This is a genomic window from Cupriavidus sp. FW306-01-F10A (genome assembly GCF_058782785.1).
Window position 1 is genome coordinate 22006 of sequence record NZ_JBYSYA010000020.1, and the last position, 24681, is coordinate 46686.

Genomic DNA, 24681 nt, shown 5'->3' on the forward strand with positions numbered 1-24681 from the left:
CCTTTCATCTGTTCTGAGTGGAGTTCTCGATGTTGCCTTTCGACTGGACCTTTCCCTACCCGTCGCAAAAAATGCCGCTGCTGGCCGCCAACGCGGTCAGCACCAGCCAGCCGCTCGCCGCGCAGGCGGGGCTGCGCATGCTGTACGAAGGCGGCAATGCCATCGACAGCGCCATTGCCAGTGCGATTGCGCTGACCGTGGTGGAGCCGGTCATGAACGGCATTGGCGGGGACATGTTCGCGCTGGTCTGGCACGAGGGGCAACTGTACGGGCTCAACTCCAGCGGCCGGGCGCCGGCGCGCTGGACCCTGGATCATTTCGCCGGCCACGACAGCATGCCCCAGGTGGGCTGGGATACGGTGACCGTGCCGGGCCAGGTCGCGGGCTGGAAGGCGCTGTCGGCCCGCTTCGGCAAGCTGCCGTTCGCGCGGCTGTTCGCGCCGGCCATCGAGTACGCCGAGCAGGGTTTCCTGGTGTCGCCGCAGATCGCACGGCAATGGGCCGCGCAGGTGCCGGTGCTGGCCGGCCAGCCTGGCTTTGCCAAGGCGTTCCTGCGCGATGGCAGGGCACCGCAGGCAGGCGAGCGCTGGCGCTTCCCGGAGCAGGCCGCCACGCTGCAGCGCATCGCCGAGAGCGATGGCGAGAGCTTCTACACGGGTGAACTCGCCGCGCGCATCGTCGCGTTCGCCGAGGAAACCGGAGGCGCCATCCGCGCCGACGACCTGGCCGCGCATCGCGCCGCCTGGGTCCAGCCGATGGCGCAGCAGTTCCGCGGCTACACGCTCCATGAAATTCCCCCGAACGGCCAGGGCATCGCCGCGCTGATCGGCCTTGGCATCCTGGACCGCTTCGACGTGGAAAGCATGGGCTGCGACAGCGCCGGCTTCTACCACGTCAGCATCGAGGCGATGAAGCTAGCCTTCGCCGACCTGCACCGCCACGTGTCGGACCCGGCCACCATGCAGCACGCGCCCGCCGCCTTCCTGGATCCGGCCTATCTTGCCGAGCGCGCGGCGCTGATCGACATGAAACGCGCCGGCACACCCACCGCTGGCGTCCCGAAGAGCGGCGGCACCGTCTACCTGTCCAGCGCGGATGCGGCGGGTTCGATGGTGTCGTATATCCAGTCCAACTACCGCGGCTTCGGCTCTGGCGTGGTGGTGCCCGGCACCGGCATCGCGCTGCATAACCGCGGCGCGGGCTTCAACCTCAAGCCCGGCCACGCCAACTGCGTGGCGCCGGGCAAGCAGCCGATGCACACCATCATCCCGGGCTTCGTCACCCGCAATGGCGAGCCGGTGATGTCATTCGGCGTGATGGGCGGCTCGATGCAGGCACAGGGCCATGTGCAGATGATGGCGCGGCTCGCTGCCTTCGGCCAGAATCCGCAGGCCATGAGCGATGCCCCGCGCTTCCGCGTGGAGCACGGGCCGGTGGTGAATGTCGAGGCGCACCTGCCGCCGGACGTGGTCGCCACGCTGCGCGGCATGGGCCATCGCGTCGAGGTGGCGCCGCGCGACAGCCTGGAGTTCGGCTCGGCGCAGCTCATCTACAAGGCGCCGGACGGCTATATCGCGGCCTCGGACTCGCGGCGCGACGGGCAGGCAGTGGGGTTTTAGGCGGGCGCGGGCGTTGCGGGGCAACCCGGCCGCGTCGGCGTCGATGGCCTGGTCAGCTCAGCTTGATCTGTGCCTCGCGAATCAGCGCACCCCATCTGGCGTGCTCCGCACGGATATGCGCGGCGAATGCGGCGGGCGGCGTCGGGGTTGCGATGCTGCCTTCCTGCTTCAGCCGTTGCTGGACATCCGGCCGGCTCATGACCTGGAGGGTTGCTGCCGCGAGCTTTGCTGTCACCTCGGCCGGCAGGCCCGCCGGCGCGACCAGGCCGAGCCAGGTCGTTACCTCGAAGCCCGCGAAGCCCTGTTCCGCGACGGTGGGAACGGCTGGCAGCGCGGACAGGCGCTGCGCCGAGGTCACCGCCAGTGCGCGGATCTTGCCTGCAGCAAGCTGCGGCATGACCGACACCGTGTTGCCGAAGCAGGCAGCCACCTGGCCGCCAAGCAGGTCGTTCATGGCCGGGCCCGCTCCCTTGTAAGGCACTTGCATCAGGCGCACGCCGGCCCGCCGCGCCAGCATCTCTCCCGCAAGGTGTGCGACCGTGCCGTTGCCCGGCTGGGCAATGCCGGTCTCGCCGCTGCGCGCTTTTGCTGCCTGGATGAAGTCGGCGAGCGTGCGCAGCGGGGAGTCCTGCCGCACGACCAGCACCACCGGCTGCGCCGCGACGCCGGCAATGGGCGTGAAGTCCTTCAGCGGATCGAACGGCATCTTCGGGTAGAGCCCGGGGTTGATGGCGAGATTGGCGGCCTGGCCCATGCCGATGGTGTAGCCGTCCGGCGCGGCCTTGGCCACCATGTCCAGGCCGATGTTGCCGCCGGCGCCGGGCTTGTTGTCGATCACCACGGTCCAGCGCTCGAGCGTTGCCAGCTTCTCGGCGATCAGCCGCGAGGTGGCATCGGTGCCGCCCCCGGGCGGGAAGGGCACCACCAGCCGGACAGGCTTCTGCGGCCAGGGACCTTGCGCCCGGACGAAGCCGGAGGCGGCCAGCGTCATCGCTGCGCCGGCCTGGATAAACTGACGTCGTTGCATCGTTGTCTCCGTAATCTTTGTTGTGAGGCCATGACGTAAGGCGAAGGCCCGTCAGACCGGCAGCCCCTTGGCCCGCAGCGTGGCATCGAAGCGCTCCGGATCCGACGTTCCCGTGGCATTGCCGGCGCGGATCTTCGTTTCCTTCTCCAGGTGGGCGCGCGTGCGCGCGAGGATCTCTGCGGCCTGCGCTGCCGGCACCGCGATCACGCCATCCGCATCGCCCACGATCAGGTCTCCCGGCATCACCGCCATGCCCGCGCAGGTGATCGGCACGTTGATCTCCCCGGGACCGTCCTTGGTCGGGCCGCGATGGGTATTGCCGCGCGCGAAGACGGGCATGCCGTCTTCGGCCCATTCCAGCACGTCGCGGATCGCGCCGTCGATCACCAGGCCGGCAAGCCGTTTTGCCACGCAGGTGGTGCGCATCAGTCCGCCCACCAGCGCCTGGGTGACATCGCCTGCGCCGTCGATGACGAGCACGTCGCCGGGGCGGACCATCATCAGGGCCTTGTGGATCATCAGGTTGTCGCCGGGCCGCACGCGCACGGTAACGGCCGGGCCGCACAGCACTGCCTCCGGCCGCCGATGGTAGGGACGCAGGCCGATCGTGCCGATCTGGCGGCTCATGGCGTCCCCGACGGCCGGCACCGGCAGCTCGCGGAATGCCGCGATCAGCGGGGCCGGAAAGCCGTCGGCGCAGGGGTTGATGCGGTATCCCGCCGGCCATGACAGGGCCGTGGCTTGCTCGGTGTGCATGGGTATCTCCTGGAAAACCGGGTGGGAAGGGTGGCAGCCAGCCGCTATGCGATGCGCTGGCCCAGCCCGGCAAGCACGCCGGGATTCACGCACCAGGCCGGCGCCGGCGGCGTCCCTTGCAGGTAGCCGAGCACATTGCGCACGGCATCGCTGGCCATGGCCGCCAGCGCCGTCGGCGTAGAGCCGCCGACATGCGGCGTCAGCACGACGTTGTCGAGCGTGAGCAGCGGGCTGCCTGCCGGCAGCGGCTCGACGGCCATGGTGTCGAGGCCCGCGGCATGGAGCTGCCCGCCGCGCAAGGCGGCAACAAGGGCCGCTTCGTCGACGAGCTCGCCACGGGCCGTGTTGATCAGGATGGCGCCATGCCGCATGCATGCAAGCTGGGTGGGGCCGATCATCGCGCGCGTGTGCGGGTTCAGGGGAGCGTGCAGGCTGACCACATCGCTCACGGCAAGCAATGCTTCCAGCGTGTCGAAACGGGTGACGCCGGCGGCCGGCACTGCAGTGCCGGCCAGGGCGGGATCAAAGGCCGCGACCTGCATGCCCAGTGCCAGGCAGACGCGCGCCACGCGTTGCGCGACCTGCCCGAATCCGACCAGGCCGATGGTGCGCCCATGCAGTTCCACCCCATCCTGCGCGCGCGACCACCGGCCCGCGCGCAACTCGCTATCCATCCACGTCACACGCCTGGCGGCGGCGAACATCAGGCCAAGCGTGAGTTCCGCCACCGACTGGGCATTGGCGCCGGGCGTCACGTAGACGGGAATGCCACGCTTGGTGGCCGCGCCGACATCGATGTTGCTGACGCCCACGCCATGCTTGGAGATCACCTTCAGCGTGGGGCAGGCGTCGATGGCGGCACCGGTCAGATCCACGGTGCGCGAGATCACCGCGTCTACCGGCAGTGTGCCGAGCAGGTGATGCAGCTCCTGCGAGTCATTGGGGTTGGCCAGGCAGTGCAACCTGGCGTTGGCGGCTTCCAGCAGGCGGACGCCGGCATCGGCAAGGCGGGGCGCGGTAACAAGGACGGTGTAGGGCATGGCTGCGATCGGTTTGGTATGGGGCCATTCTTGTACCGCCAGTCAGATTCCGTCCAGCTTATAATTTTCCTTATTCGATAAATATAAGTAATCAGTCGTGCCCCGACTTCCCGACCACCCGATGCGGAGTGCCGGTATGGATTTGCGTGACCTCAAGTACTTTCTTGCCGTGGCGAATGCCGGCAACTTCCGGCGTGCGGCCGAGCTGGTGCACCGTAGCCAGCCAACCCTGACCAAGGCGGTGGACCGGCTCGAAGCCTCGCTGGGCGCGGCACTGTTCGAACGTGACGGCAGGGGACAGAAGCTGAGCGCGGCAGGGACCGCGCTGCGCGCCCGGGCCGCCGGCCTGTTGCAGGAGGCGGAGCTGGTGCGTGATGAAGTCGGGGCCATTGCCCGGGGCGTTGCGGGTACGGTGAGACTGGGCAGCGGACCGCTGGGCGCGGAATACCTGTTGCCGCCGATCTGCAGAATGCTGCTGCGCGAAGCCCCCAACGTGGTGCTGCAACTGAGTATTCGCAACAACTACGAGCTACGCGGCGATCTTCGGGAAGGGCGCGTGGACGTGATTCTCGGCTTCGTGCCGGAACAGGAAGACGAGTTTCACTGCGAGACGCTGCTGAAAGACACCGTGGTCGTAGCGGCAGTCAGGGGGCATCCGATCTTCCGGGTGCGCAAGCCGGGGCTGGAAGCGCTGACCGGATATCGTTGGGCCCTGCCCAATCGCGCCGTCCCCAGCCGGACCTGGCTCGACCACACGCTGGAGTCGCGCAGCCTGCCGCGGCCCGTGGTGCAGATCGAGACCAACTCGATCCCGCTGATTCCCCGTGTGGTCGCCGATACCGAGCTGCTGACCTTTGTCTCGCGCCGCACCCTGCGCGCCAGTGGTGGCGAGCTGGTGGAAGTGCCCTTGCCCGCTGCCACGCTTGTGCGGAACTTCGGCATCACGTTTCGCAAGGACCAGCCGCTTTCGCCCGTGGCAGACCGGCTGATCCGCCTGCTGCATGATTTTGGCAAGACGCTCTTCGACCAACTCCACTGAGGCGTGCGGCTAGCGCGCCCACGGCGCCTGCGTGGAGCGCGGGGCCCGTCACAGCGGCGCAGGCTGGGGCTGGCTGGCAGGCGTGGCCGCGGCGGGCTTCTTGTTGTCAGTGCCGCTATATGAGAAGTACCTCGCCTTCGCGCCCCTGGCCCAGTACGCCACGGTGAAGTGCTTGCTGTCGCGCCCATAGAGCAATTCCAGGCTGCCATTGGCGGCGGCCCACTCGGCGTAGCCATTCTCCGCCGCGCCTTCAGTCTTGCGCAGGGGCGCATAGCGTTCGTCGAGCTTCTTGCGCACCTCATCCAGGGCCGTGCGCTCGAATGTCATCGTGATCAGCGCCACGGTGTCCTGCGCGTCGCAGTTCAGGATCACGCGCGTCAGGCCCGGGAGGTGGAAGCGCTCCAGGTGCCTGAGCTCAACGGCGTCGCCACCGGCCCACTCGGACTTGCCGGTCCTGGCGTGATTCTGCGGCGGCGCCAGGCGAGAGCACCTGGCCTTGCCCAGCTCCAGTCCCAGCGGCGCCGCGGTGTTGCTGGCTGCGTCAGGTTGGGCAGGGGATGCGGCATGGATCGAAACAGATGCCAGCAGGGTGGCGCAGAGCAGGGCGACCTGCTTCAGGTTCAGGCGGGAAAGTGCTTTCACGGTCTTGAGGGAAGTTGTCAGCCGGGGATTCTACGGCTTTCTTGCCTCCTGCCATGCATCTCCACGTCTGCCCGTGGCCCTTGCACCGCCGGGCTGCTTGTCATATAGTTCTATTCATAGAACTATAGAAGTAAGACAGGAGCAAGGATGGAGACAAGGACTGGAGCGCTGGCTGGCGTCAAGGTTGTGGACATCACGGCCGTGTTCATGGGCCCCTCGGCCACGCAGATGATGGGCGACCTCGGCGCGGATGTGATCAAGGTGGAGCCGCCCACGGGCGACAGCACCCGTGGCATCGGACCTTGCGGCAATGAGAAGATGGGGCCGCTTTTCCTGGGGCTGAACCGCAACAAGCGCAGCATCGTTCTGGACCTGAAGTCGCCGCAGGGGCGCGAGGCGCTGCTGCACCTGGTGGCGGATGCGGACGTGCTGGCCTACAACGTCCGGCCCCAGGCGATGCAGCGGCTCGGCCTGGACTACGAGACGCTGGCGCAGATCAATCCGCGCCTGGTCTATGTCGGCATGTTCGGCTTCTCGCAGCGCGGACGCTATGCCCCGCAGGCGGCGTTCGACGACCTGATCCAGGCAGCCACCGGGCTGCCCCAGGCGGTCGCCATGGGCACCGGCGACATTCCGCGCTATCTCCCGCTGACCATTGCCGACCGTTCCGTCGGGCTCTATGCCTTCGGCGTGATCTGTGCCGCGCTCTACGCGCGGGCGAGCACCGGCCGCGGCCAGCGCGTCGATGTGCCGATGTTCGAAACCATGGTGCCTTACGTGATGGGCGACCATCTCTATGGCGAGACCTTCGTGCCAGCCAAGGGCGGATTTGGCTATCCGCGCCTGCTGTCTCCCGAGCGCCGGCCCTACCGGACCCGCGACGGCCATGTCTGCTGCCTGATCTATCACGACCATCACTGGCGTGCCTTCCTGAGGGTGATCGGCAAGCCCGGCCTGTACGACACCGATCCGCGCTTCGCGGACATCACCACCCGGACGGCGCACATCACCGAGCTCTACGGCATGGTCAGCGACGAACTGGCCAGGCGGACCACGGAGGAATGGCAGGTGCTGCTGAAGGAGGCGGATATTCCGGTGTTCCCGATGCACACCTTTGAATCGCTGCTCGATGATCCGCACCTGAATGACATCGGCTTCTTCAGCGAAACCGACCACCCGGCGGTGGGCCGCATCCGCGAAATGGCAGTGCCCAGCGAATGGCACGGCACGCCGCCATCGCAGCGCCGTCATGCCCCGGCCCTGGGCGAGCATAGCCGCGAGGTGCTGCGCGAGGCCGGCTACAACGAGGCCGACATCGACAGCCTGATGGCATCCGGCGCATCGCGCGAACCGCGCCAGGCATCGGCGCATGCGACCGGCACGGCAAGCGAGGCCTGAACATGAACGAAGAACTCCTGAGCGAAGTCCGCGGCGCGGTCCTCTGGCTGACCATCAACCGGCCCGAGCGCCGCAACGCGATCAATCCGGCGGTGCTGGACGGGCTGCACGCGGGAATCGATCGTGCCAGCCATGACGAGGCCATCCGCGCCGTGGTCATCACCGGGGCCGGGGACCAGGCCTTTTGCGCGGGCGCCGACCTGCAGAGCGGCAAGTCCTTTGCGTTCGACTATTCGGAGCCGGGCCAGCGGCTTGCCGACCTGCTGCGCCAGGCGCGGCGCTCCAACGTCCCGCTGATCGCTCGCGTCAACGGCGCCTGCATGGCGGGTGGCATGGGGCTGATGGCCATGTGCGACATGGCGGTGGCCAGCGAGCGGGCCGTGTTCGGCCTGCCCGAGGTCAAGGTGGGCGTGTTCCCGGCGCAGGTGCTGAGCGTGCTGCAGCAGCTGGTGCCGCGGCGCGTGCTCAATGAGCTCTGCCTCTGCGGCGAGCCGCTGACCGCGCAGGAAGCGCTGGCGGCAGGGCTGGTCAACCACGTCAGTGCGGACCTGGATGGCAAGCTTGACTGGCTGCTGGGCCGGCTGCTCGACAAGTCGCCCGCGGCGATCCGGCGTGGGCTCTATACCCTCAAGCATATCGATGCGATGTCCTTCGAGCAGTCGATGGCGTTCACGGAAAGCCAGATCGGCTTGTTCGCCATGACCGAGGACGCGCGCGAGGGCCAGCTCGCCTTCCGCGAAAAGCGCAAGCCGAACTGGACCGGCAAGTAAGCCAAAGGCAAGGAGACAGGACCATGCATGACAAGACAGTGCGCATCGGCGGCGCGTCCGGCTTCTGGGGCGACAGCAGCGTGGGCGCGCCGCAACTGGTGCGTCACGGCGATATCGACTACCTGGTGTTCGACTACCTGGCGGAGCTGACCATGTCCGTGCTGGCCTCGGCACGCCTGCGCAAGCCGGAGCTTGGCTACGCCACCGACTTCGTGACGGTGACGATGAAGAGCCTGTTGCGGGAGATCGTTGAGCGCAACATCCGCGTGGTCAGCAATGCCGGCGGCATCAATCCGCGGGGCTGCGCGCAGGCGCTGGCGGCGATCGCCGCCGAGCAGGGCATTGCCGTGCGCATCGCGGTGGTGGAGGGCGATGATGTCATGCCGATGGTGGCGTCGCTGCGCCAGGCAGGCATCACCGACATGCAGAAGGGCTTGCCGCTGCCGGACCAGCTGGTCAGCGCCAATGCCTATCTCGGCGCGCTGCCGGTCAGCAAGGCGCTGGACCAGGGCGCGCAGATCGTCATTACCGGCCGCTGCGTGGACAGCGCGGTGACCCTGGGCGTGCTGATGCATGAGTTCGGCTGGCAGGCGGACGATTATGACCGGCTGGCGCAGGGCAGCCTGGCCGGCCACATCATCGAGTGCGGCTGCCAGGCGACAGGCGGGCTGCATACCGACTGGGAGCAGGTGCCGGACTGGCCGGGCATCGGCTATCCGGTGGTGGCGTGCCGGGCGGACGGCAGCTTCCTGGTGGGCAAGCCACCCGCGACGGGCGGGCTGGTCACTGTTGCCACGGTCGGCGAGCAAGTGCTGTATGAGATCGGCGACCCTTCGGCCTATCTGTTGCCGGACGTGACCTGCGATTTCACGCAAGTGACGCTGCGCCAGGCCGGGCCGGACCTGGTCGAGGTGCGCGGCGCACGTGGGCGTGCGCCGGGCCACTGCTACAAGGTCAGCGCCACCTATATGGATGGCTTCCGCTGCAATGCCCAGCTGACCATCGTCGGCATTGACGCCGTGGCCAAGGCCGAGCGCACGGCCGAGGCCATCCTGGCCCGCACGCGCAGGCTCTTCGCGGAAAACGGATGGGGCGACTACACCCGCACCCGGGTCGAAGTGCTGGGCGCCGAATCCTGCTTCGGGCCACACGCCGCGGCGCGCCATACCCGCGAGGCGATCATGCGGCTTGCGGTCATGCATTCCGAGAAGGCGGCCCTTGAACTGTTCGCGCGCGAAATCGCGGCAGCCGGCACGAGCTGGTCGCCGGGCACCACGGGATCGGGCGGCGGACGCGCGAGCCCGTCGCCATCGATCCGGCAATACGCCTTCCTGCTGGACAAGGGCGCGCTGTCGCCGGCGGTGGTCATGGATGGCGTGCGGACTGCCGTTGCCATCCCGGCCGGGCACGCAGCGACGGACGCCGCCGCCCGCGCGACGGCGCAGGCGCAGGGTGCCGCCGCCAGCCCCGCCGGTGGCGACAGCATTGAAGTCCCTTTGGTCCGGCTTGCCTACGGGCGCAGCGGCGACAAGGGCGATATCTCCAATATCGGCCTGATTGCGCGCCGGCCGGAATACCTCGCGCTGCTGCGCGCCGAGGTCACGGCCGCGCGGGTGGCTGACTGGCTGGGCCACCTGGTGCTGGGGCCGGTGTCGCGCTTTGACCTGCCGGGCTTCGACGCGATGAACTTCGTCTGCGAGTCGGCGCTCGATGGCGGCGGCATGGCATCGCTGCGCAATGATCCGCTTGGCAAGGGAATGGCCCAGATCCTGCTGACGATGCCGGTGCGCGTGCCGCGGAGCCTGCTGTCATGACGCGCGCCACCGCAAGTGTCGCAGCCAATGACGGCATCGCGCTGGCCGACGACAGCGCCGGCGGCGTGACCCGCTACCGGCAGCTGGCAAGCGTGCTGCGCCACAAGATCGTCGCCGGCGAGTATCCGGTCGGGCACCAGCTGCCCACGGTGGAGCACCTCGCGCAGGCGTACGGCATTGCCAAGGTCACCGTGCGGCAGGCCTTTGCCTTGCTGACCGAGGAGGGGCTGATCAGCAGCCAGCGCGGGCGGGGCACGCACGTCATCATGGTGCCGTCCGGCCCGGGCGAAGGCATGCGTTCGGCCATCAATGATGTCTCGGTCGGCGCCAGCGACCTCGAGATCCGCATCCTGGAAAAGCACAAGGATATGGCCCTGCCGCCCGGGCTTGCCACCTGCGGCGCGCCAATGGACCGCTATGTGATGCTGCGCAAGCTGCATGTGCATGACGGGATGCCGTTCTGCCTGATCGAGCTGTACGTGGCCGAAGCGGTGTTCGCCAGGTTCCCGCGCGGCGGTGAGAAGCATCACAAGATTGCCCACTTGCTGCGGGAGCAGCTGGGCGACCGGCTTGGCACGATGCGCCAGACCATGACCGTGGAGCCGGCCGACGCCATGCTGGCGCGCGACCTGGACTATGCCTTTGCGGCACCAGTCGCGCGCATTGTCCGTACCACGCTGGATGTCGACGGCAACGTGCTCACGGCAGGCCGGTTCTGGTACCGAGGCGACCGCTTCATCCTCGACGTGGAGATGCCCGCGCAGCTGACCGATCGTTATCCCGAACTGGCCGTGCCGAAAGCTGCTCCCCGACAAGAGGACTAAACAGGAGACAACGCATGACATCGCAATTCGTAAGGCGCGCCGCCGATGTGCCCGCCTATTCCCCGGCAAACCATACCGGAACCGCCAACCAGCGCGTGATCGGCAAGGAGACAGTCGGGGCGCGGCGCATCGAGGTGCTGTTGGGCACGATTTCTCGCGGCCATGGCGCCTTGCCCCATGCGCATCCCAACCTGGAGCAGGCGTCCTACCTGCTGGCAGGCGAGGGCATCGGCGAGGTCGCCGGCAGGGCGCGCACCTTGCGTGCGGGCGACTGGGGTTTCAATCCGATGGGGGTATTCCACCGCTTCGAGGTCGTCAGCGACGAGCCGGTGCGGGTCATGGTGGTGTACGCGCCGCCGTACAGTGAAAACCCGAACGCCGCCGTGGTCGCCAGCGCAGCGGATGACCCCCGCTGCCGCGCGCAGGCGGACAGCCTGCGCGAGGTGCCGGCGCATGAGGCGGCGCAAAGCCTGCCTCACTACCATCGCGTGCGTGCAAGGCCCGTGATTACGCGCGACACGGTCGGCGCCCGGCACCTGGATATCCGCGCACTGGAACTGGAAGCCACGGGCGGCGCCGAAGCGCACGCGGTGGCGGCAACGGAGCAGGTGCTGTTCCTGCAGTCGGGTTCGGTCTGCGGCGAGATCAACGGCCAGCGCTTCTCAGCGAAGCCGGGGGACTGGGTCTTTGTGCCGGAGGGCGGCACTTTCAGCTTTGCGGCGCAGGGTGGCCCGTGCGAGGCCATCCTGGTGCGGGCGCACGACGCGGTGCCCTGAACCCGGCCCGCGCCAGGGTCCGAACCATCAACAGATGCCAAAGGCACGAGGAGACAAAGCATGATTCATCCATGCATGCGCAATATGGCCATCGGGCTGCTGTTGCCGCTGGCCGCGGTCGCAGCCGGGACGGCGCAGGCCGCGGACGCCAGCCAATATCCCGACAAGGCAGTCCGCGTCATCGTGCCGTTTCCCGCGGGCAGCGGCACCGACAGCAGCGCGCGCTTCGTCGGCGAGCGGATCACCGCGCAGACGGGCAAGCCGGTGGTGGTGGACAACCGCCCGGGCGCCAACGGCTTCATTGCCGCCAAGGCTGTAGCCGGCGCTACCGGCGACGGCTACACCATGCTGGTGACGACCAACACCACGCATGCAGCCAATGCGTCCTTGTTCAAGAAGCTGCCCTATGATCCGATCAAGGATTTCGCCCCGGCATCGCTGATCGCCAAGAGCGGGCTGGTATTGGTGGTGCCGCCCGACAGTCCGGTACGCACGCTGGCAGACCTGACCGCGCTGGCCAAGGCAAAAAATGGCGCGCTGACGTTTGCCAGCGGCAGTTCGTCGACCCGCATCGCCAGCGAACTCTACAAAATGCTGGCCGGCGTGCAGGCGCTGCACGTGCCTTACAAGGGGGTGCCGCTGGCCCTGACCGACCTGATGGGGCACCAGGTCGATTTCATGATCTCCGATATATCGCCGGCCATGACGCTGATCCAGGGCGGCAAGCTGCGCGCGGTCGCGGTGACCACCGCGCAGCGCAATCCGGTGCTCAAGGATGTCCCGACGATGGCGGAGAGCGGCCTGCCCGGCTATGAGATGGTGGCATGGTCGGCGGCCTTCTTCCCGGCCGGAACGCCAAAGCCCGTAGTGGACCGCATGAGCGAACTGATGCGCAATGGCCTGACCGGCCCGGCTGCCACCGACTACTTTGCCCGCACCGGAGGCCAGCCTGCGCCGTCGACGCCCGAGGAACTGGCCGCCTTTGTCCGCAGCGAGACCCTGAAATGGGCCAAGGTGATCAAGGCAGCGGGAATCGAGCCCGAGTGACGCAGAGGGGGGCATTGATGCGCGGAACGTTCCCTGCAGGCCCTACACCTTATGCGCTTGCGCGGCTTGCGCCGGCATGAAGCGGCGGGTGGCGGCCCAGAACACGAGTGCCAGCAAGCTGACCACGGCGCCCAGCACGCAGACGCCCCGCCAGCCGGCGGCGTCATAGACCGCCGTGGTGGCAATGGCGCCCAGCCCGCTGCCCGCCGCGTAGAACAGCATGTACGCGCCGACCAGCCGGCTGTGCGCCGCGGGATCGGTGCGGAAGATCATGCTCTGGTTGGTGACGTGGATGGCCTGGCCCCCCAGGTCGAGCAGCACGATGCCAATGGCCAGCGGCCACAGCGATGTCTCCAGCCACGACAGCGGAAGCCAGGCCGCCACCAGCAGCACCAGTGCCGCGAGCGTGGTCCGCTGCCCGAAGCCCTGGTCCGCCCAGCGTCCCGCACGCGCGGCCGCCAGGGCACCCACCGCGCCAACCAGCCCGAAAGCGCCGATGGCGGTATGCGACAGCCCGTAGGGCGGAGCGCTCAGCGGCAATACCAGGGCGCTCCACAGGATGTTGAACGCCGCGAACATCAGTAGCGCGATCGTTCCCCGGATCTGCAAGACCCGGTCGCGGCGCAGCAGCAGGAACATCGATGCGACCAGGCTGGCATAGCGCATCCGCTGGCCGGCGCTGGCCACCACTGGCAGCGCACGCCATAGCAGCCACGCAAGCACCAGCATCGCCGCTGCGGCGCAGACATAGACGTTGCGCCACCCGGCCATGTCGCTGACGCCGCCGGCAACCACACGCGCCAGCAGCAGTCCGATGAAGACGCCGCTCTGCGCGGTGCCGACCACGTGCCCGCGTTCATGCGGCCCTGCTGCCGCGGCCGCATAGGCGACAAGTCCCTGGGTCATGGCGGTGCCGAGCAAGCCGGTCAGGAGCATCCCCGCCAGCAGCACAGCAACGGACGGCGCCAGTGCCACGGCAGCCAGCGCGCCGGCCAGGGCAAGCACCTGTGCCAGCATCAGGCGGCGGCGTTGCACAAGGTCGCCCAGCGGCACCAGCAACAGCAGTGCCAGGGCACAGCCAAGCTGGGTGGCGGTGACCACGCCGCCGATGGCCCCGGCGCTGATGGAGAAATCCGCCATCAGCGCATCCAGCAGCGGCTGGGCGTAATAGACATTGGCAACGCTCAGGCCGCTGGCGCAGGCGAACAGCAGCACGGCGCCGCGCGGCAGGTTCGCGCGCGGTGCCGCAGGGCAAGTCGGAGGCGGTGCCGTCACCGGCGTAGCGGGGGAGGTTTCCATACCAGTCCATGTGGTTGCAAAATAAAACCAGTTGAAGCGTAAGCCTACTGGTTTTAAAATGCAACTACATTGACGGGCTGCACAGCCCCAAGGCAACCAAGACATGGCCACCCGCAAAGACCCGGGCGATGAAACCTGCCCCGTCGCGCGCACCCTGGAGCTGGTCGGCGAGCGCTGGTCGCTGATGATCGTGCGCGATGCCTTCGACGGCATGCGCCGCTTCAGCGACTTCCAGCGCAGCCTGGCGGTCGCGCGCAACATCCTGTCCGACCGCCTGCGCCGGCTGGTGGAAGCCGGCATCCTGACGACGCAGCCGGCTTCCGATGGCAGTGCGTATCACGAGTATGTGCTGACGAAGAAGGGAGAGAGCCTGTTCCCCATCGTATTGGCCTTGCGCCAATGGGGCGAACACCATCTGTTTGCGCGGGGCGAGCGGCGCTCGCAGATGGTGGAAAAGCGGACCGGGAAGCCGGTGCCGTTGATGATGCCCCGGACCAGCGACGGTGATGTGCTCTTGCCGGGGGAAGCGGAAGTGCGCAAGCCGCGCTAGGGGCGGGCGGTGATGAGGTCGTCAACAGTCGCCCGCTTTCCAGCACGGGCGACATGGTTCTTGCCTTTAGCTGCCCCGATACGTCCCGAAGCTCCACGGCGAACACAGCAACGGCACATGGTAGTGCTGCGCGGCGTCCGCGATGGTAAAGCGCACGGGAACGATGTCGGCGAACACGTCGGGGGTGCGGAAGTAGTCCGCCACCCAGAAGCGCAGCTCGAACTCGCCGGTGCGCGCCTGGGCCGGCGGCAGCATCGGCGTGTCGGTGCGGCCGTCGTGGTTGGTGCGGGTGCGCGCGATCAGCCGTGGCGGCTGGGTGGCGACGTCGAACAGTTCGACCTGCATGCCGGCCACGGGGCGGCCCAGGGATACGTCGAGCACATGTGTGCTGATGCCTGCCATGATGCGTTTGTCTCCGGGTAGGGCCGCGGCGTCAGCTGCCGCGGTAGTAGTTGTAGCTCCACGGCCCGAACAGCACGGGCAGGTGGATGCGCTGGCTGGCGTCGGTGACGCGCAGGCGCAGCGGGATCTTCGACAGGAAGGAGGGTTGCGGCAGGCTGGCCTTGCGCGCGGCAAAGTACTCGTCCGCGTGCAGGATCAGTTCGTAGGTGCCGGTGCGGTAGCTGTCGCCGATCAGCAGCGGCGGTTCGCTGCGGCCGTTGGCGGCCAGCGTGACGGTCTGCAGCGGCGTGCGCTGGCCATTGTCGATGCGGAACATCTCCACGCGCATGCCGGCCGCGGGCGTGCCGTGATAGGTGTCCAGCGCGTGCAGCGTCAGGCGCGGGCTCAGGCCGCCTTGCTGCACCGGTGCTGCGGTCTGGTTGGGGGCCGCCGCATCGGGCGTTGCGCCCCAGCTGGCGCCGGCCAGCAGCGCGCCGCCGCCCAGCGTCATCGATTGCAGCGCGAAGCGCCGGCGGGTGGGATCGAAGCTATGGTCGTCCATGTCAGGCCCCTTGCTTGCCGTGCTTGCCGCCCAGCTTGCGGATGCCAATCAGCACCAGCACCGCGGCCAGCACCTCGATCGCCGCCACCAGGTACAGGCCGGAGGTGAGCTTGCCGGTGGTGTTCTTGACCAGCCCCATCACATAAGGCGCGCCAAAGCCGGCCAGGTTGGCCACCGAGTTGATCAGGGCCACGCCCACCGCGGCGGCGCTGCCTGCCAGGTAGCGGTTGGGCAGCTGCCAGAACACGGGGATGGCGCTCATGGTGCCGACCAGCGCGGCAGTCATGGCCAGCAGTGCGATCACCGGCGACAGCACCTGCGCGCCCAGCAGCACGGCCAGCACGGCCATGGCACCGCCACCGACCAGCGCCGCGCCGCTGAAGTGCCAGCGCACTTCGTTGCGGCGGTCGGAATGCGCGCCGTTGAGGATCATGCCGGCGGCGCCGCACAGGTAGGCCACGGCCGCGATCCAGCCCACCGCCATCGGCGTGGTGAAGCCCACGTCCTTGATGATGGTCGGGATCCAGAAGGTCAGCGTCGAGTTGGCGCACAGCAGGCAGAAGAAGATCGCGATCAGCAGCCACACCTTGGGGTTGGTGAAGAGCGTGCGCCAGTCGTGGCCGCGCTCGCCCAGGGCGGCGTTGTCGCGCTTGAGGGCGTCCTGCAGCACGCGCTTGTCGTCGTCGGAGAGCCAGCGCGCCTGCTCCGGCTTGTCGGTCATGTAGAACCAGGCAAAGATGCCGGCCAGCACCGACGGGATGCCTTCCAGGATGAACAGCCACTGCCAGCCGTGCATGCCGTTCACGCCAGCCATGCCGGTCATGATCCAGCCGGCCAGCGGGCCGCCCAGCACGCCGGCGATGGCCGAGGCGGACATGAAGGTGCCGAAGGCGCGCGCGCGGCGCTGCGACGGATACCAGTAGGTCAGGTACAGGATCACGCCCGGGTAGAAGCCGGCTTCGAACGCGCCCAGCAGGAAGCGCAGGATGTAGAACTGCGTGGGCGTGGTGACAAAGCTCTGCAGCATGCAGATCACGCCCCAGCAGATGGTGATGCGCATGATCGTCTTCTTGGCGCCGATCTTCTGCAGCAGCATGTTCGACGGCACTTCGAAGAAGAAGTAGCCAAGGAAGAAGATGCCCGCGCCCAGCCCGTACACGGCCTCGCTGAACTGCAGCGCGTCCAGCATCTGCAGCTTGGCGAAGCCGATGTTGACCCGGTCCAGCCAGGCCAGTACCCACAGCACCCCAAGGAAGGGCAGCAGGCGCCAGGTTACCTTGCGGTAGACGCTGTCCTCGGCGTCGTCGGCGGTGCCGGCGAATACCGGGATGCCTTGTTTCGTGATCGACATGATGTCTCCTGTCTTGTCGTGTTCTGCCAGGTCTTGCTTGGCGGCGGTGCATGCCGTCCGCCGGGTTGGGAGCAAGTATATGAATGGCCCGCCAATGCGAAACGAGGGGGCTGGTATAGGCCCCATAGCAGCGCCGATATGGGCTGCAATCCCTTGTGTGGCGCGGGTTTGCGGGAGACGGGGCGGACCTTCGGCGTACCTATGGATTACCCTAGTCAGAGCGTTTTCGGGGGTGCGCGCACGCGCGCCGGGCAGGCTCGTCCGGGTTGTACCGGTTGCCGTGCGGTGCGCGACACGCTACAAAGTTGCCATTGCCCGGCATGGCGTTGCCGCCCGGAGCGGCGGCGGCCGCACCCGCCAGGCCTCCACTTTTGCTGCCACGGACCCAACATGATTCGCGCCGACGACCCGTTCGATACCTACCTGCTGCGCGTGCTGTGCATCCTGATCGCCGAGCAGAGCGTGTCGCGCACGGCGATCCGCCTGAACCAGTCGCAGCCGGCCATCAGCGCCGCGCTCAAGCGCCTGCGCGCGATCTTCAACGACCCGCTGCTCACGCGCGAGAAGAACGTGATGGTGCCGACCGAGCGCGCGCTGCAGCTGGCGCGCAATGCCCAGGCCGCGCTCAGCGCGCTGGACAACCTGCTGGTCTCGGACGAGCGCTTCGATCCCGCCTCCACCGAGCAGAGCTTCGTGGTGGCCATGCCTGACTACCTGGCGCCGCCGTTCTTCGCGCACGTGGTGCGCGCGGTGCGGCGTGCGGCGCCGCACGCGCGGCTGTCGGCGCTGCCGCTGGGGGCCACCTTCGATTACGAGCAGGCGCTGTCTGCGGGTACGGTCGACATCGTGATCGGCAACTGGCCCAACCCGCCTGAGCACCTGCACCTGTCGGTGCTGCTGGAAGACGAGGTGGTGTGCGTGGTGGCGCAGGACAGCGTGCATGCGCAGCCCGGCAAGTTTACGGCCCAAACCTACCTGGGCGCCTCGCATATCGTGCCCACGCCGTATTCGCGCGACCAGCGCGGCCTGGTCGATGCCGGGCTGAGCACCATGCGCGTGCACCGGGACAACCGCGTCAGCTGTCCCTACTTCAACCTGGCGCCCAGCCTGATCCCCGGCACCGACCTGATCCTGACCACCGCGCGCCACTTCGCCAACTATCATGCGCAGCATGTGCCGCTTGCGGTGCTGGAGCCGCCGATCGAGTTCCCGTTCATGCGCTTCTACCAGCTGTGGCATCCGTCGCGCCACCGCTCGGCCGCGCATGTCTGGCTGCGCGGCATGCTGACCGCCGCCTCGCAGGAGCTGCGCGACCTGCGCGATATGCGCCGCTAGCGGTATCGGTTTCTGTTATGGGATCTATAGGGCGCGGGCTCTCGCCGCTGCGGCGGGCCGTTCCTATACTCGGCCCCGTATCCAACGATTCCCCATGCGCGGGATCCCTACGGGAGAAGCATCCATGTCTCAACCACTCGACCTGGCGTCGGTCAACGCCCTGGACGAAGCGGCCTTTGCCGATGCCTTCGGCAGCGTGTTCGAACACTTTCCGCAGGCCGCCGAGGGCGCCTGGGCGCAGCGGCCGTTCGCATCGGCAACGGCGCTGCATGGCGCCATGATGGACGTGGTGCGCAAGCTCGACGAGCCGCGCCAGCGTGATTTCCTGAACCTGCACCCGCAGTTGTCGGCACGCAATATCCGCGCGGGCACGATGACGGCCGATTCCAACGCCGAGCAGAAGAGCGCCGGCCTGGATGCGATGTCGGCGCAGCAAGAGGCCACGCTGGACCAGCTCAACGCTGACTACCAGGCGCGCCACGGCTTCCCGTTCATCATCTGCGTGCGCCACTACACCCGCGAAGGCATCTTCGCCGCGTTCGAGCGCCGGCTTGGCCGCAGCACGCAGCAGGAGCTTGACGAAGCGCTGGCACAGATCGCCGCGATCACGCGCGGGCGGCTGGCGGCGCGGCTGGCCGGTTGAGTCCAGCGCCTATCCAAAGGCTTCAAGCGCCAGCGCCAGCATCCCCACCAGGATGAGGCTGGCGGCCCAGACCGCCTCCAGGTTGAACCAGCTCCGCGACACGAACTTCAGTCCCAGGTAGCGGTAGACCAGCCATGCCATGGCGCCGCCCACGGCGAACATGGCCAGGGTGTGGATGACGGACACCAGCAGCGCCATGCCCAGGTTGGCGCTGGCGAGCGTGGCGGCGGCCTGGTGCCCCAGGTCCGTCTCGACACGGCAGAGGCCAAGATAGATCGGCACCAGCATCAGGCCGGCACCATGCGCGATCGCCACCGCGAACGACCATAGCGCCAGCCGCGATGGCGCGATGCGCACCAGTGCGCGCGGGTGGCCTCGCCTGAGCAGCAGCACGATGCCGCAGCCGATCAGCAGCACGCTGGCGCCGATGCGGATCTGCGCTTGCCAGGCGACCAGGGCCGCCAGCATGCCGAAAGGCAGCGTCACCGCCAATACCGCAAGCGCATGCCCGAAAGCCAGGTACCCGAGCGCAGCAAGGAGGGCGCGGCTGCTATGCGCCAGCAGGCCGTTCGCTACCGCCAGCGGCCAGCCCATGGCCGGGTTGATGCCGTGATAGAGGCCGCTGGCCAGCACTGCCGACCAGAGGCCGATCTGTTCCCAGGCGTGACCGGTCAAGCCTTGACCGACGGATAGCAAAACGAGTCGGTCGAGCAGTCGCCGCCTTCCAGCCGGATCTGGTGCGCGCGGTAGCCTTCCGGAAACTCGACCCAGTAGTCATCGGCCAGCGTCAGCCCGCCGTCCGGGCCGGCATGCGCCATGACCTGCGTGCCGGGGATGCCGTCTGGGTAGAACTGGTTGTCCCAGGTGGAGTAGAGCGAGTTGGTCCAGTAGACGCGCTTGCCGTCGCGGCTGATCTCGACCATCTGCGGGCCGCCGGTGAAGGGCTTGCCGTTGGGATGCGGCGTGCGGCGGACGATGCCGCCGATATGGACCGAGCCGGCGAGCTTCAGGTTGCGCGGATCGCTCACGTCATACTGCCGCATTTCGCCGGTGCCCCAGCAGGACACGTAGAGGAACTTGTCGTCGAGGGACAGATCGATATCGGTCACCAGCGGCGGCACGGCGCCGAAGCCCTGCAGCAGCGGCGGCAGCAGGCTTGCGTCGGCGGCTTCGGGCGGGATGGTTGCGGTCTTCTCGGCGTGGAACTTGCCGCCTTCGCGCCACCAGGTCCAGATCGAGCCTTCCAGGTTGGTGGTATCGACCACCACGCCAACAAAGCCGTATTCCCGGATCGGATCATGCGCAGGCCGGACTTCCAGCGCCATCTGGTGGTTGGCGCCAAGGTCGATGGTCTGCACGTTGCGGCGCGCCCGCAGGTCCCAGAAATGCAGCTTGTGCCCGTAGCGGTTGCCCAGCAGGTCCTCGGGCACCAGCCCGTTCTCGAACTGCGGCGGCAGGGCCCATTCGCTCGACACCATGTAGTCGCGCGGCAGGTTCCACCAGAAGTCGTAGTGCTTTTCCTGCTCGCCGCGGTCGATTTCCCAGCGGCCCAGCACGTCGAAGGTCTCGCAATCCATGATGAAGATGCCGGGCGCGCCGTCCGTGCCATCCGGGCCACCGCCCCCGAGCGTGCTGACATAGATGCCCTCCGGCCCGCAGTGCACGGTGTGCGGCCTGGAGTAGCCGGTCTTGCGGAAGATCTCGTCCGGTTCAACGATCTTGTGGATCCGTGCCTGGGTCGGGTGCGGCTTGGTGTCGATGATATACAGGCGCGACGAGCGCATGCCCGGAATGATCAGGTAGCGCCGTTCGAGAAACGCATGGCCGGTCAGCGGCGACAACGACGACGAGCACGCATTCCAGCCGAAATGGTGCAACTCGTCGCCCTTGTTGGTCATCGGCACGGTATGCACCACCTGGCTGTAGGTGGGCGAGCCGGGTTTGGCGTCGATCACCGCGAGCGCGTCTGGCTGCGAGGCGTCGGGGCTTAGCAGCACCGTATAGGCAAATGATTCCGCTGGTGCGCTGATCGCGAGTTCCGGCGAGGCGTGAAATGTCGGATCTGGCCGCATGTTCATGGTGAGCCCTCCTGGTTTTGCAGGACGTCGCAACGTCGCCGGTACATCACTTGCCCGTGGCGCGTGGCCAAGGTGCAGGGGAAGCCTACTTAGCCTAGGTCGTTCTCAATACCGAGTCAAAGGCGGCACAGGCGCGGCAAAGGAATGACCTCCAGGGTGCCGATTCATGCTGGCAAAAGATGCGCTTCGTGAAATAGAGATTTACGAAAAGCCATAAATCAAGCAGAAATGAGGCTCCGGGCCAGCGCGCGACGCGCGCCACGCCGGTATCAGCGAAACGATCAGCGAAATGGAAACCCAAGCAATGGATGCGGTGAAACCTCAAGGTGAGGGCGATGAGAAGTTCTGCCTGGACAATCCGGCACTGGAGAGCATCGGTGTCAGGATCACCGAGTGGCGCGACGACTATGTAGAACTTGAGCTGCCGCTCGCGCCCAGTATGCTCAACCGCAGCCGGGTCGTGCATGGCGGCACCATCTGCACCTTGCTCGATGCCGCCACTGGCTATTCGGGCCTTTACTCGGCGCCGGGCGAGGCCGCGCGCCATGCGGTCACGCTGTCGCTGACCTCGAACTTCCTGAGCAACGGCACGGGCAAGCTGCTGACCGCAAAGGGCATGGTCGACCGGCGCGGACGCTCGATCTTCTTTGCGCGCGCAGAGGTGTGGCTGGATGGGGAGCTGCTGGTGGCAACGGGCGTCGCCACGATGAAGTACCTGAAGTAGGCAGTGCGCTCAGGCGCCGTCCTGGCGCCAGCGTGTCGGCGACTTGCCGAACTGTGCCGCGAACCAGCGCGAGAACGCGCTGGGTTCCGAAAACCCCAGCAGCGTGGCGACCCGGGCCAGCGGCCGCTGCGGATCCTGCAGGTAGCGTTGCGCAAGCTCGCGGCGCACCTCATTGACCAGCGCGGAGAAGGTATCGCCATCCTGCTCCAGCTGGCGCTGCAGGGTGCGCGGACTGATGCCAAGGCTTTGCGCGACCTGTTCCACCGCGCCGCGCCCGCGCGGCAACAGCTGGTGCAGGGTGCGCCGGACGTCGGCCGCGATCGAAGGCTTGCCGGCCCCCGGCTGCAGGTCGAGGAAGCCCCTGGCATACCCGGCCAGGCTGGCATCGGCCAGCGGGTTGATGCGATCCAGGTCGCCGCTGGCGAGCACCAGCCCGTCGAACTCCGAACCGAACTCAATGTGCTGCCCGAACAGGCGCCGGTGGATTTGCAGGTCGGCCGGCGCCGCATGGGCGAAGTGCACGCTGTGCGGCTTCCAGGACGCGCCCAGGATGGCGCGGATCAGGCTGTACAGGGCGGCCACGGTCAGTTCCATGGCCTGCCTGCCGGGCTGGTGCCGGCCGGTCTGCAACGTCACATGCAGCACCGCGATCTCGGGATACTCCGTGACCAGGATGGAGATGGAGTCGCTGAGCCAGTGGCGGTAGCGCTCGATCTCCGCCAGCGCGTGGCGCAGCGTGGGCTGGTGCTGCAGCAGCAGGCTGACCGGGCCGAAGTCTGACAGGCGCCACGATTCCCCCACCATCAGGCCAAGCGAATGGCAGGCCGTGACGCGCGCCGAGGCCTCCAGCACTTCGGCCAGGCGCGCTTCCGGGATGCGCAGGTCCGGGGTGTACAGGCAGGCCTGGTCCAGGCCTGCCTGGGCCACCATGCGCACCGGATCCAGGCCCGCGCCCCGGGCAATCGCCAGGTATTTGGTCAGGGAAGCGCTGCGAACAAGGACGGTCATAAGGCTGCCGCGAGAGTGGGTGGGGGCGTCGGTCGTGTCCGTCATCAAATGTCAAATCCTGGCGCAATCGGTCAAGGGTGCCGCGCCATGGCTGTCTGACAATCGTTTCCGTCGCGCCAATGATAGCGGCGCGGGCAGGACACGACAATCAGGAGACAGCCTTGGCAAAAGCCATTCGCATGTACGAGACCGGAGGGCCCGAAGTCCTCCGCTATGAGGACGCCGAGGTAGGCGACCCGGGCCCGGGCGAGGTGCGGATCCGCCACGCCGCGGTCGGGCTGAACTATGCCGACACTTACTTCCGCAACGGCACCTACCCGGTGCCGCTGCCTAGCGGCATGGGCGTGGAGGCAGCCGGCGTGGTGCAGGCGGTCGGGCCGGGCGTGACCCATGTCGCGGAGGGCGATCGCGTCACATACACCGGCTTTATCAACACCCTGGGTGCGTACAGCACCGAGCGCCTGGTGCCCGCCGCACCGCTGATCCGCGTGCCGGAAGCGATCAGCTTCGAGACCGCGGCAGCAATGACCATGCGCGGCCTGACCTCCGCCTACCTGATGCGCCGCATCTACCCGTTCCAGGGTGGCGAAACCATCCTGCTGCACGCGGCTGCCGGCGGCGTGGGGCTGATCGTCGCGCAATGGGCCAGGCTGCTCGGCCTGACCGTGATCGGCACTGTCTCGACCGAGGCCAAGGCAGAGGTGGCGCGCGCCCATGGCTGCGACCACATCATCAACTACAGCCATGAGGACGTGGCAAAGCGGGTGCGGGAACTGACCGATGGCGCAGGCGTGTCGGTGGTCTTCGACAGCGTGGGCAAGAGCACCTTCATGGCGTCGCTGGACTCGCTGAAGCGGCGCGGGTTGATGGTCTGCGTCGGCACGGCCTCCGGCACCATCCCGCCATTCGATCCGCAGTTGCTGGCGAGGAAGGGTTCGGTCTACCTGACCCGTCCGGCGCTGGCCGACTACATTGCGGACCCCGCCGAAAAGGCGGAACTGGCCGCCGAGGTGTTCGGCCATGTTGCCGCCGGCCGTATCCGCATCGAAATCAACCAGCGCTATGCGCTGCAGGATGCCGTGCAGGCCCACCGCGACCTGGAATCACGCAACACCACCGGGTCTTCGATCTTTGTGCTGTAAAGGAGCGTCCCCATGCGAGCCCAACCCCTTACCTGCAATATCGGCGCCGAAGTCAGCGGCGTCAGCCTGGCCGATGCCGCGCGCGACGACGCGCTGTTTGCCGAGATCAAGTCCCTGCTGCTCACGCACAAGGTGCTGTTCCTGCGCGACCAGGAAATCTCCCGCGCGGACCACGTGGCGTTCGCGCGCCGCTTCGGCGAACTGGAAGACCATCCCGTCGCCGGCAGCGATCCCGATCATCCGGGGCTGGTCCAGATCTATCGCAGCGACAAGCGCGAGAACTACGAGAACAGCTACCACACCGATGGCAGCTGGCGCGAAACCCCGCCCATGGGCTGCGTGCTGCGCTGCATCGAATGCCCGCCGGTCGGCGGCGACACCATCTGGGTCAACATGGCGGCGGCCTACGAGCACCTGCCCGAGGAAATCAAGCAGCGCATCGCCGGCCTGCGCGCCAAGCACAGCATCGAGCATTCGTTCGGCGCGGCGATGAGCCCGGAAAAGCGCGCCAGCCTTGCCGCGCAGTACCCCATGGTCGAGCACCCGGTGGTGCGCACGCATCCGGAAACCGGCGAGAAGGCGCTCTACGTCTGCGGCTTCTCCACGCATTTCGCCAACTTCCATACGCCCGAGAACGTGCGCTACGGACAGGACAAGACCCCGGGCGCCAGCCATCTGCTGAACTACCTGATCAGCCAGGCGGCGATTCCCGAATACCAGGTGCGGTTCCGCTGGCAGCCCAACAGCGTGGCCATCTGGGACAACCGCTGCACCCAGCACTACGCGGTGCAGGACTACTGGCCGGCGCCGCGCAAGATGGAGCGCGCCGCCATCATCGGCGACAAGCCGTTCTGAG

General features: G+C 67.6%; 25 protein-coding genes. 14 read left to right on the top strand and 11 right to left on the bottom strand.

Annotated elements, in window-relative coordinates; translation table 11 throughout:
• The first annotated feature begins 29 nt into the window (after positions 1 to 29).
• Complete coding sequence (locus AC3WLF_RS23915; RefSeq protein ID WP_492318669.1) at positions 30 to 1619, top strand: gamma-glutamyltransferase family protein; 1590 nt, start codon at positions 30 to 32, stop codon at positions 1617 to 1619.
• Positions 1620 to 1671: 52 nt separating this feature from the next.
• Here AC3WLF_RS23915 and AC3WLF_RS23920 read toward each other — a convergent pair whose 3' ends face one another.
• From AC3WLF_RS23920 to AC3WLF_RS23930, 3 genes are read right to left on the bottom strand one after another with little or no spacing between them, the layout of a single operon-like run.
• Positions 1672 to 2646, bottom strand: coding sequence for a Bug family tripartite tricarboxylate transporter substrate binding protein (locus AC3WLF_RS23920; RefSeq protein WP_492318668.1), 975 nt, complete (start codon positions 2644 to 2646; stop codon positions 1672 to 1674).
• Between the two features lie 51 nt (positions 2647 to 2697).
• The gene (locus AC3WLF_RS23925) at positions 2698 to 3402 is read right to left on the bottom strand and encodes an RraA family protein (protein WP_492318667.1); all 705 of its coding nucleotides are present in this window, start codon (positions 3400 to 3402) and stop codon (positions 2698 to 2700) included.
• 44 nt (positions 3403 to 3446) lie between these two features.
• Positions 3447 to 4442: a hydroxyacid dehydrogenase gene (locus AC3WLF_RS23930; RefSeq protein ID WP_492358920.1), complete on the bottom strand. Its 996-nt coding sequence runs from the start codon at positions 4440 to 4442 to the stop codon at positions 3447 to 3449.
• 142 nt (positions 4443 to 4584) lie between these two features.
• Between AC3WLF_RS23930 and AC3WLF_RS23935 the strand changes: the two genes are divergently transcribed.
• Entirely contained in the window at positions 4585 to 5481 is an 897-nt protein-coding gene (locus tag AC3WLF_RS23935; protein WP_492358921.1) for a LysR family transcriptional regulator, read from the top strand.
• A gap of 48 nt (positions 5482 to 5529) precedes the next feature.
• On the opposite strand, the gene AC3WLF_RS23940 is transcribed toward AC3WLF_RS23935, so the two are convergent.
• Entirely contained in the window at positions 5530 to 6123 is a 594-nt protein-coding gene (locus tag AC3WLF_RS23940; RefSeq protein WP_316154142.1) for a hypothetical protein, read from the bottom strand.
• A gap of 147 nt (positions 6124 to 6270) precedes the next feature.
• On the opposite strand from AC3WLF_RS23940, the gene AC3WLF_RS23945 reads away from it, so the two are divergent.
• From AC3WLF_RS23945 to AC3WLF_RS23970, 6 genes are read left to right on the top strand one after another with little or no spacing between them, the layout of a single operon-like run.
• The gene (locus tag AC3WLF_RS23945) at positions 6271 to 7521 is read left to right on the top strand and encodes a CaiB/BaiF CoA transferase family protein (RefSeq protein ID WP_492358922.1); all 1251 of its coding nucleotides are present in this window, start codon (positions 6271 to 6273) and stop codon (positions 7519 to 7521) included.
• Between the two features lie 2 nt (positions 7522 to 7523).
• Entirely contained in the window at positions 7524 to 8291 is a 768-nt protein-coding gene (locus AC3WLF_RS23950) for an enoyl-CoA hydratase/isomerase family protein (RefSeq protein ID WP_492356166.1), read from the top strand.
• Positions 8292 to 8314: 23 nt separating this feature from the next.
• Positions 8315 to 10105 carry an acyclic terpene utilization AtuA family protein gene (locus AC3WLF_RS23955; RefSeq protein ID WP_492358923.1) on the top strand — a complete coding sequence of 597 codons (1791 nt, stop codon included), beginning with the start codon at positions 8315 to 8317 and terminating at the stop codon, positions 10103 to 10105.
• Positions 10102 to 10929 carry a GntR family transcriptional regulator gene (locus tag AC3WLF_RS23960; RefSeq protein WP_492358924.1) on the top strand — a complete coding sequence of 276 codons (828 nt, stop codon included), beginning with the start codon at positions 10102 to 10104 and terminating at the stop codon, positions 10927 to 10929. The genes AC3WLF_RS23955 and AC3WLF_RS23960 overlap by 4 nt, the downstream gene beginning before the upstream one ends.
• A 14-nt stretch (positions 10930 to 10943) precedes the next feature.
• Positions 10944 to 11705 (top strand): cupin domain-containing protein, encoded by a 762-nt coding sequence (locus AC3WLF_RS23965; protein WP_492318660.1) that lies wholly within the window; start codon positions 10944 to 10946, stop codon positions 11703 to 11705.
• 60 nt (positions 11706 to 11765) lie between these two features.
• Entirely contained in the window at positions 11766 to 12752 is a 987-nt protein-coding gene (locus AC3WLF_RS23970; protein ID WP_492318659.1) for a Bug family tripartite tricarboxylate transporter substrate binding protein, read from the top strand.
• Between the two features lie 42 nt (positions 12753 to 12794).
• Here AC3WLF_RS23970 and AC3WLF_RS23975 read toward each other — a convergent pair whose 3' ends face one another.
• Entirely contained in the window at positions 12795 to 14051 is a 1257-nt protein-coding gene (locus tag AC3WLF_RS23975) for an MFS transporter (RefSeq protein WP_492318658.1), read from the bottom strand.
• Positions 14052 to 14154: 103 nt separating this feature from the next.
• On the opposite strand from AC3WLF_RS23975, the gene AC3WLF_RS23980 reads away from it, so the two are divergent.
• Complete coding sequence (locus tag AC3WLF_RS23980) at positions 14155 to 14601, top strand: winged helix-turn-helix transcriptional regulator (protein WP_492318657.1); 447 nt, start codon at positions 14155 to 14157, stop codon at positions 14599 to 14601.
• 66 nt (positions 14602 to 14667) lie between these two features.
• Here AC3WLF_RS23980 and uraH (AC3WLF_RS23985) read toward each other — a convergent pair whose 3' ends face one another.
• Genes uraH (AC3WLF_RS23985) through AC3WLF_RS23995 form a run of 3 tightly spaced genes read right to left on the bottom strand, consistent with a single transcriptional unit; the run spans position 14668 to position 16895 of the window.
• Positions 14668 to 15003: a hydroxyisourate hydrolase gene (uraH, locus tag AC3WLF_RS23985; protein ID WP_011616942.1), complete on the bottom strand. Its 336-nt coding sequence runs from the start codon at positions 15001 to 15003 to the stop codon at positions 14668 to 14670.
• Positions 15004 to 15034: 31 nt separating this feature from the next.
• Positions 15035 to 15544, bottom strand: a complete 510-nt coding sequence (gene uraH, locus AC3WLF_RS23990) for a hydroxyisourate hydrolase (protein WP_340526673.1) — start codon at positions 15542 to 15544, stop codon at positions 15035 to 15037.
• A 1-nt stretch (position 15545) separates the two neighbouring features.
• Positions 15546 to 16895 carry an MFS transporter gene (locus tag AC3WLF_RS23995; RefSeq protein ID WP_492351711.1) on the bottom strand — a complete coding sequence of 450 codons (1350 nt, stop codon included), beginning with the start codon at positions 16893 to 16895 and terminating at the stop codon, positions 15546 to 15548.
• 390 nt (positions 16896 to 17285) lie between these two features.
• Between AC3WLF_RS23995 and AC3WLF_RS24000 the strand changes: the two genes are divergently transcribed.
• Both AC3WLF_RS24000 and uraD read left to right on the top strand, forming a co-directional pair.
• Positions 17286 to 18230: a LysR family transcriptional regulator gene (locus AC3WLF_RS24000; protein WP_492318655.1), complete on the top strand. Its 945-nt coding sequence runs from the start codon at positions 17286 to 17288 to the stop codon at positions 18228 to 18230.
• Between the two features lie 124 nt (positions 18231 to 18354).
• Entirely contained in the window at positions 18355 to 18873 is a 519-nt protein-coding gene (gene uraD, locus AC3WLF_RS24005) for a 2-oxo-4-hydroxy-4-carboxy-5-ureidoimidazoline decarboxylase (protein ID WP_492318654.1), read from the top strand.
• Positions 18874 to 18882: 9 nt separating this feature from the next.
• Here the strand turns inward: uraD and AC3WLF_RS24010 are convergent, their stop codons facing one another.
• Together AC3WLF_RS24010 and AC3WLF_RS24015 are read right to left on the bottom strand one after the other, a co-directional pair.
• On the bottom strand, positions 18883 to 19548 hold the full coding sequence (locus tag AC3WLF_RS24010) for a hypothetical protein (RefSeq protein WP_492318653.1): 666 nt from the start codon (positions 19546 to 19548) through the stop codon (positions 18883 to 18885).
• Positions 19545 to 20951: a selenium-binding protein SBP56-related protein gene (locus tag AC3WLF_RS24015; RefSeq protein ID WP_492340454.1), complete on the bottom strand. Its 1407-nt coding sequence runs from the start codon at positions 20949 to 20951 to the stop codon at positions 19545 to 19547. Before AC3WLF_RS24015 ends, AC3WLF_RS24010 begins: the two co-directional genes overlap by 4 nt.
• Positions 20952 to 21255: 304 nt before the next feature.
• On the opposite strand from AC3WLF_RS24015, the gene AC3WLF_RS24020 reads away from it, so the two are divergent.
• Positions 21256 to 21675 (top strand): PaaI family thioesterase, encoded by a 420-nt coding sequence (locus tag AC3WLF_RS24020; protein ID WP_492318691.1) that lies wholly within the window; start codon positions 21256 to 21258, stop codon positions 21673 to 21675.
• A 9-nt stretch (positions 21676 to 21684) separates the two neighbouring features.
• Here the strand turns inward: AC3WLF_RS24020 and AC3WLF_RS24025 are convergent, their stop codons facing one another.
• Positions 21685 to 22683 (bottom strand): AraC family transcriptional regulator, encoded by a 999-nt coding sequence (locus tag AC3WLF_RS24025; RefSeq protein ID WP_492318651.1) that lies wholly within the window; start codon positions 22681 to 22683, stop codon positions 21685 to 21687.
• Between the two features lie 161 nt (positions 22684 to 22844).
• Here AC3WLF_RS24025 and AC3WLF_RS24030 point away from each other — a divergent pair, with 161 nt between their 5' ends.
• Both AC3WLF_RS24030 and AC3WLF_RS24035 read left to right on the top strand, forming a co-directional pair.
• Positions 22845 to 23825: a quinone oxidoreductase family protein gene (locus AC3WLF_RS24030; protein WP_492351713.1), complete on the top strand. Its 981-nt coding sequence runs from the start codon at positions 22845 to 22847 to the stop codon at positions 23823 to 23825.
• Positions 23826 to 23837: 12 nt separating this feature from the next.
• Entirely contained in the window at positions 23838 to 24680 is an 843-nt protein-coding gene (locus AC3WLF_RS24035; RefSeq protein ID WP_010809725.1) for a TauD/TfdA dioxygenase family protein, read from the top strand.
• Position 24681 lies beyond the last annotated feature (1 nt).

Bases quoted from the DNA above. Each gene is read 5' to 3' on its own strand.
- AC3WLF_RS23950 (WP_492356166.1), top strand. From the start codon at position 7,524: ATGAACGAAGAACTCCTGAGCGAAGTCCGCGGCGCGGTCCTCTGGCTG.
- uraD (WP_492318654.1), top strand. From the start codon at position 18,355: ATGTCTCAACCACTCGACCTGGCGTCGGTCAACGCCCTGGACGAAGCG.
- AC3WLF_RS23945 (WP_492358922.1), top strand. From the start codon at position 6,271: ATGGAGACAAGGACTGGAGCGCTGGCTGGCGTCAAGGTTGTGGACATC.
- AC3WLF_RS23995 (WP_492351711.1), bottom strand. From the start codon at position 16,895: ATGTCGATCACGAAACAAGGCATCCCGGTATTCGCCGGCACCGCCGAC.
- AC3WLF_RS23915 (WP_492318669.1), top strand. From the start codon at position 30: ATGTTGCCTTTCGACTGGACCTTTCCCTACCCGTCGCAAAAAATGCCG.
- AC3WLF_RS24015 (WP_492340454.1), bottom strand. From the start codon at position 20,951: ATGAACATGCGGCCAGATCCGACATTTCACGCCTCGCCGGAACTCGCG.
- AC3WLF_RS24025 (WP_492318651.1), bottom strand. From the start codon at position 22,683: ATGACCGTCCTTGTTCGCAGCGCTTCCCTGACCAAATACCTGGCGATT.
- uraH (WP_011616942.1), bottom strand. From the start codon at position 15,003: ATGGCAGGCATCAGCACACATGTGCTCGACGTATCCCTGGGCCGCCCC.
- AC3WLF_RS23925 (WP_492318667.1), bottom strand. From the start codon at position 3,402: ATGCACACCGAGCAAGCCACGGCCCTGTCATGGCCGGCGGGATACCGC.
- AC3WLF_RS23960 (WP_492358924.1), top strand. From the start codon at position 10,102: ATGACGCGCGCCACCGCAAGTGTCGCAGCCAATGACGGCATCGCGCTG.
- AC3WLF_RS23975 (WP_492318658.1), bottom strand. From the start codon at position 14,051: ATGGAAACCTCCCCCGCTACGCCGGTGACGGCACCGCCTCCGACTTGC.
- uraH (WP_340526673.1), bottom strand. From the start codon at position 15,544: ATGGACGACCATAGCTTCGATCCCACCCGCCGGCGCTTCGCGCTGCAA.
- AC3WLF_RS23965 (WP_492318660.1), top strand. From the start codon at position 10,944: ATGACATCGCAATTCGTAAGGCGCGCCGCCGATGTGCCCGCCTATTCC.
- AC3WLF_RS23955 (WP_492358923.1), top strand. From the start codon at position 8,315: ATGCATGACAAGACAGTGCGCATCGGCGGCGCGTCCGGCTTCTGGGGC.
- AC3WLF_RS24000 (WP_492318655.1), top strand. From the start codon at position 17,286: ATGATTCGCGCCGACGACCCGTTCGATACCTACCTGCTGCGCGTGCTG.
- AC3WLF_RS23920 (WP_492318668.1), bottom strand. From the start codon at position 2,646: ATGCAACGACGTCAGTTTATCCAGGCCGGCGCAGCGATGACGCTGGCC.
- AC3WLF_RS23930 (WP_492358920.1), bottom strand. From the start codon at position 4,442: ATGCCCTACACCGTCCTTGTTACCGCGCCCCGCCTTGCCGATGCCGGC.
- AC3WLF_RS24035 (WP_010809725.1), top strand. From the start codon at position 23,838: ATGCGAGCCCAACCCCTTACCTGCAATATCGGCGCCGAAGTCAGCGGC.
- AC3WLF_RS24020 (WP_492318691.1), top strand. From the start codon at position 21,256: ATGGATGCGGTGAAACCTCAAGGTGAGGGCGATGAGAAGTTCTGCCTG.
- AC3WLF_RS23970 (WP_492318659.1), top strand. From the start codon at position 11,766: ATGATTCATCCATGCATGCGCAATATGGCCATCGGGCTGCTGTTGCCG.
- AC3WLF_RS23980 (WP_492318657.1), top strand. From the start codon at position 14,155: ATGGCCACCCGCAAAGACCCGGGCGATGAAACCTGCCCCGTCGCGCGC.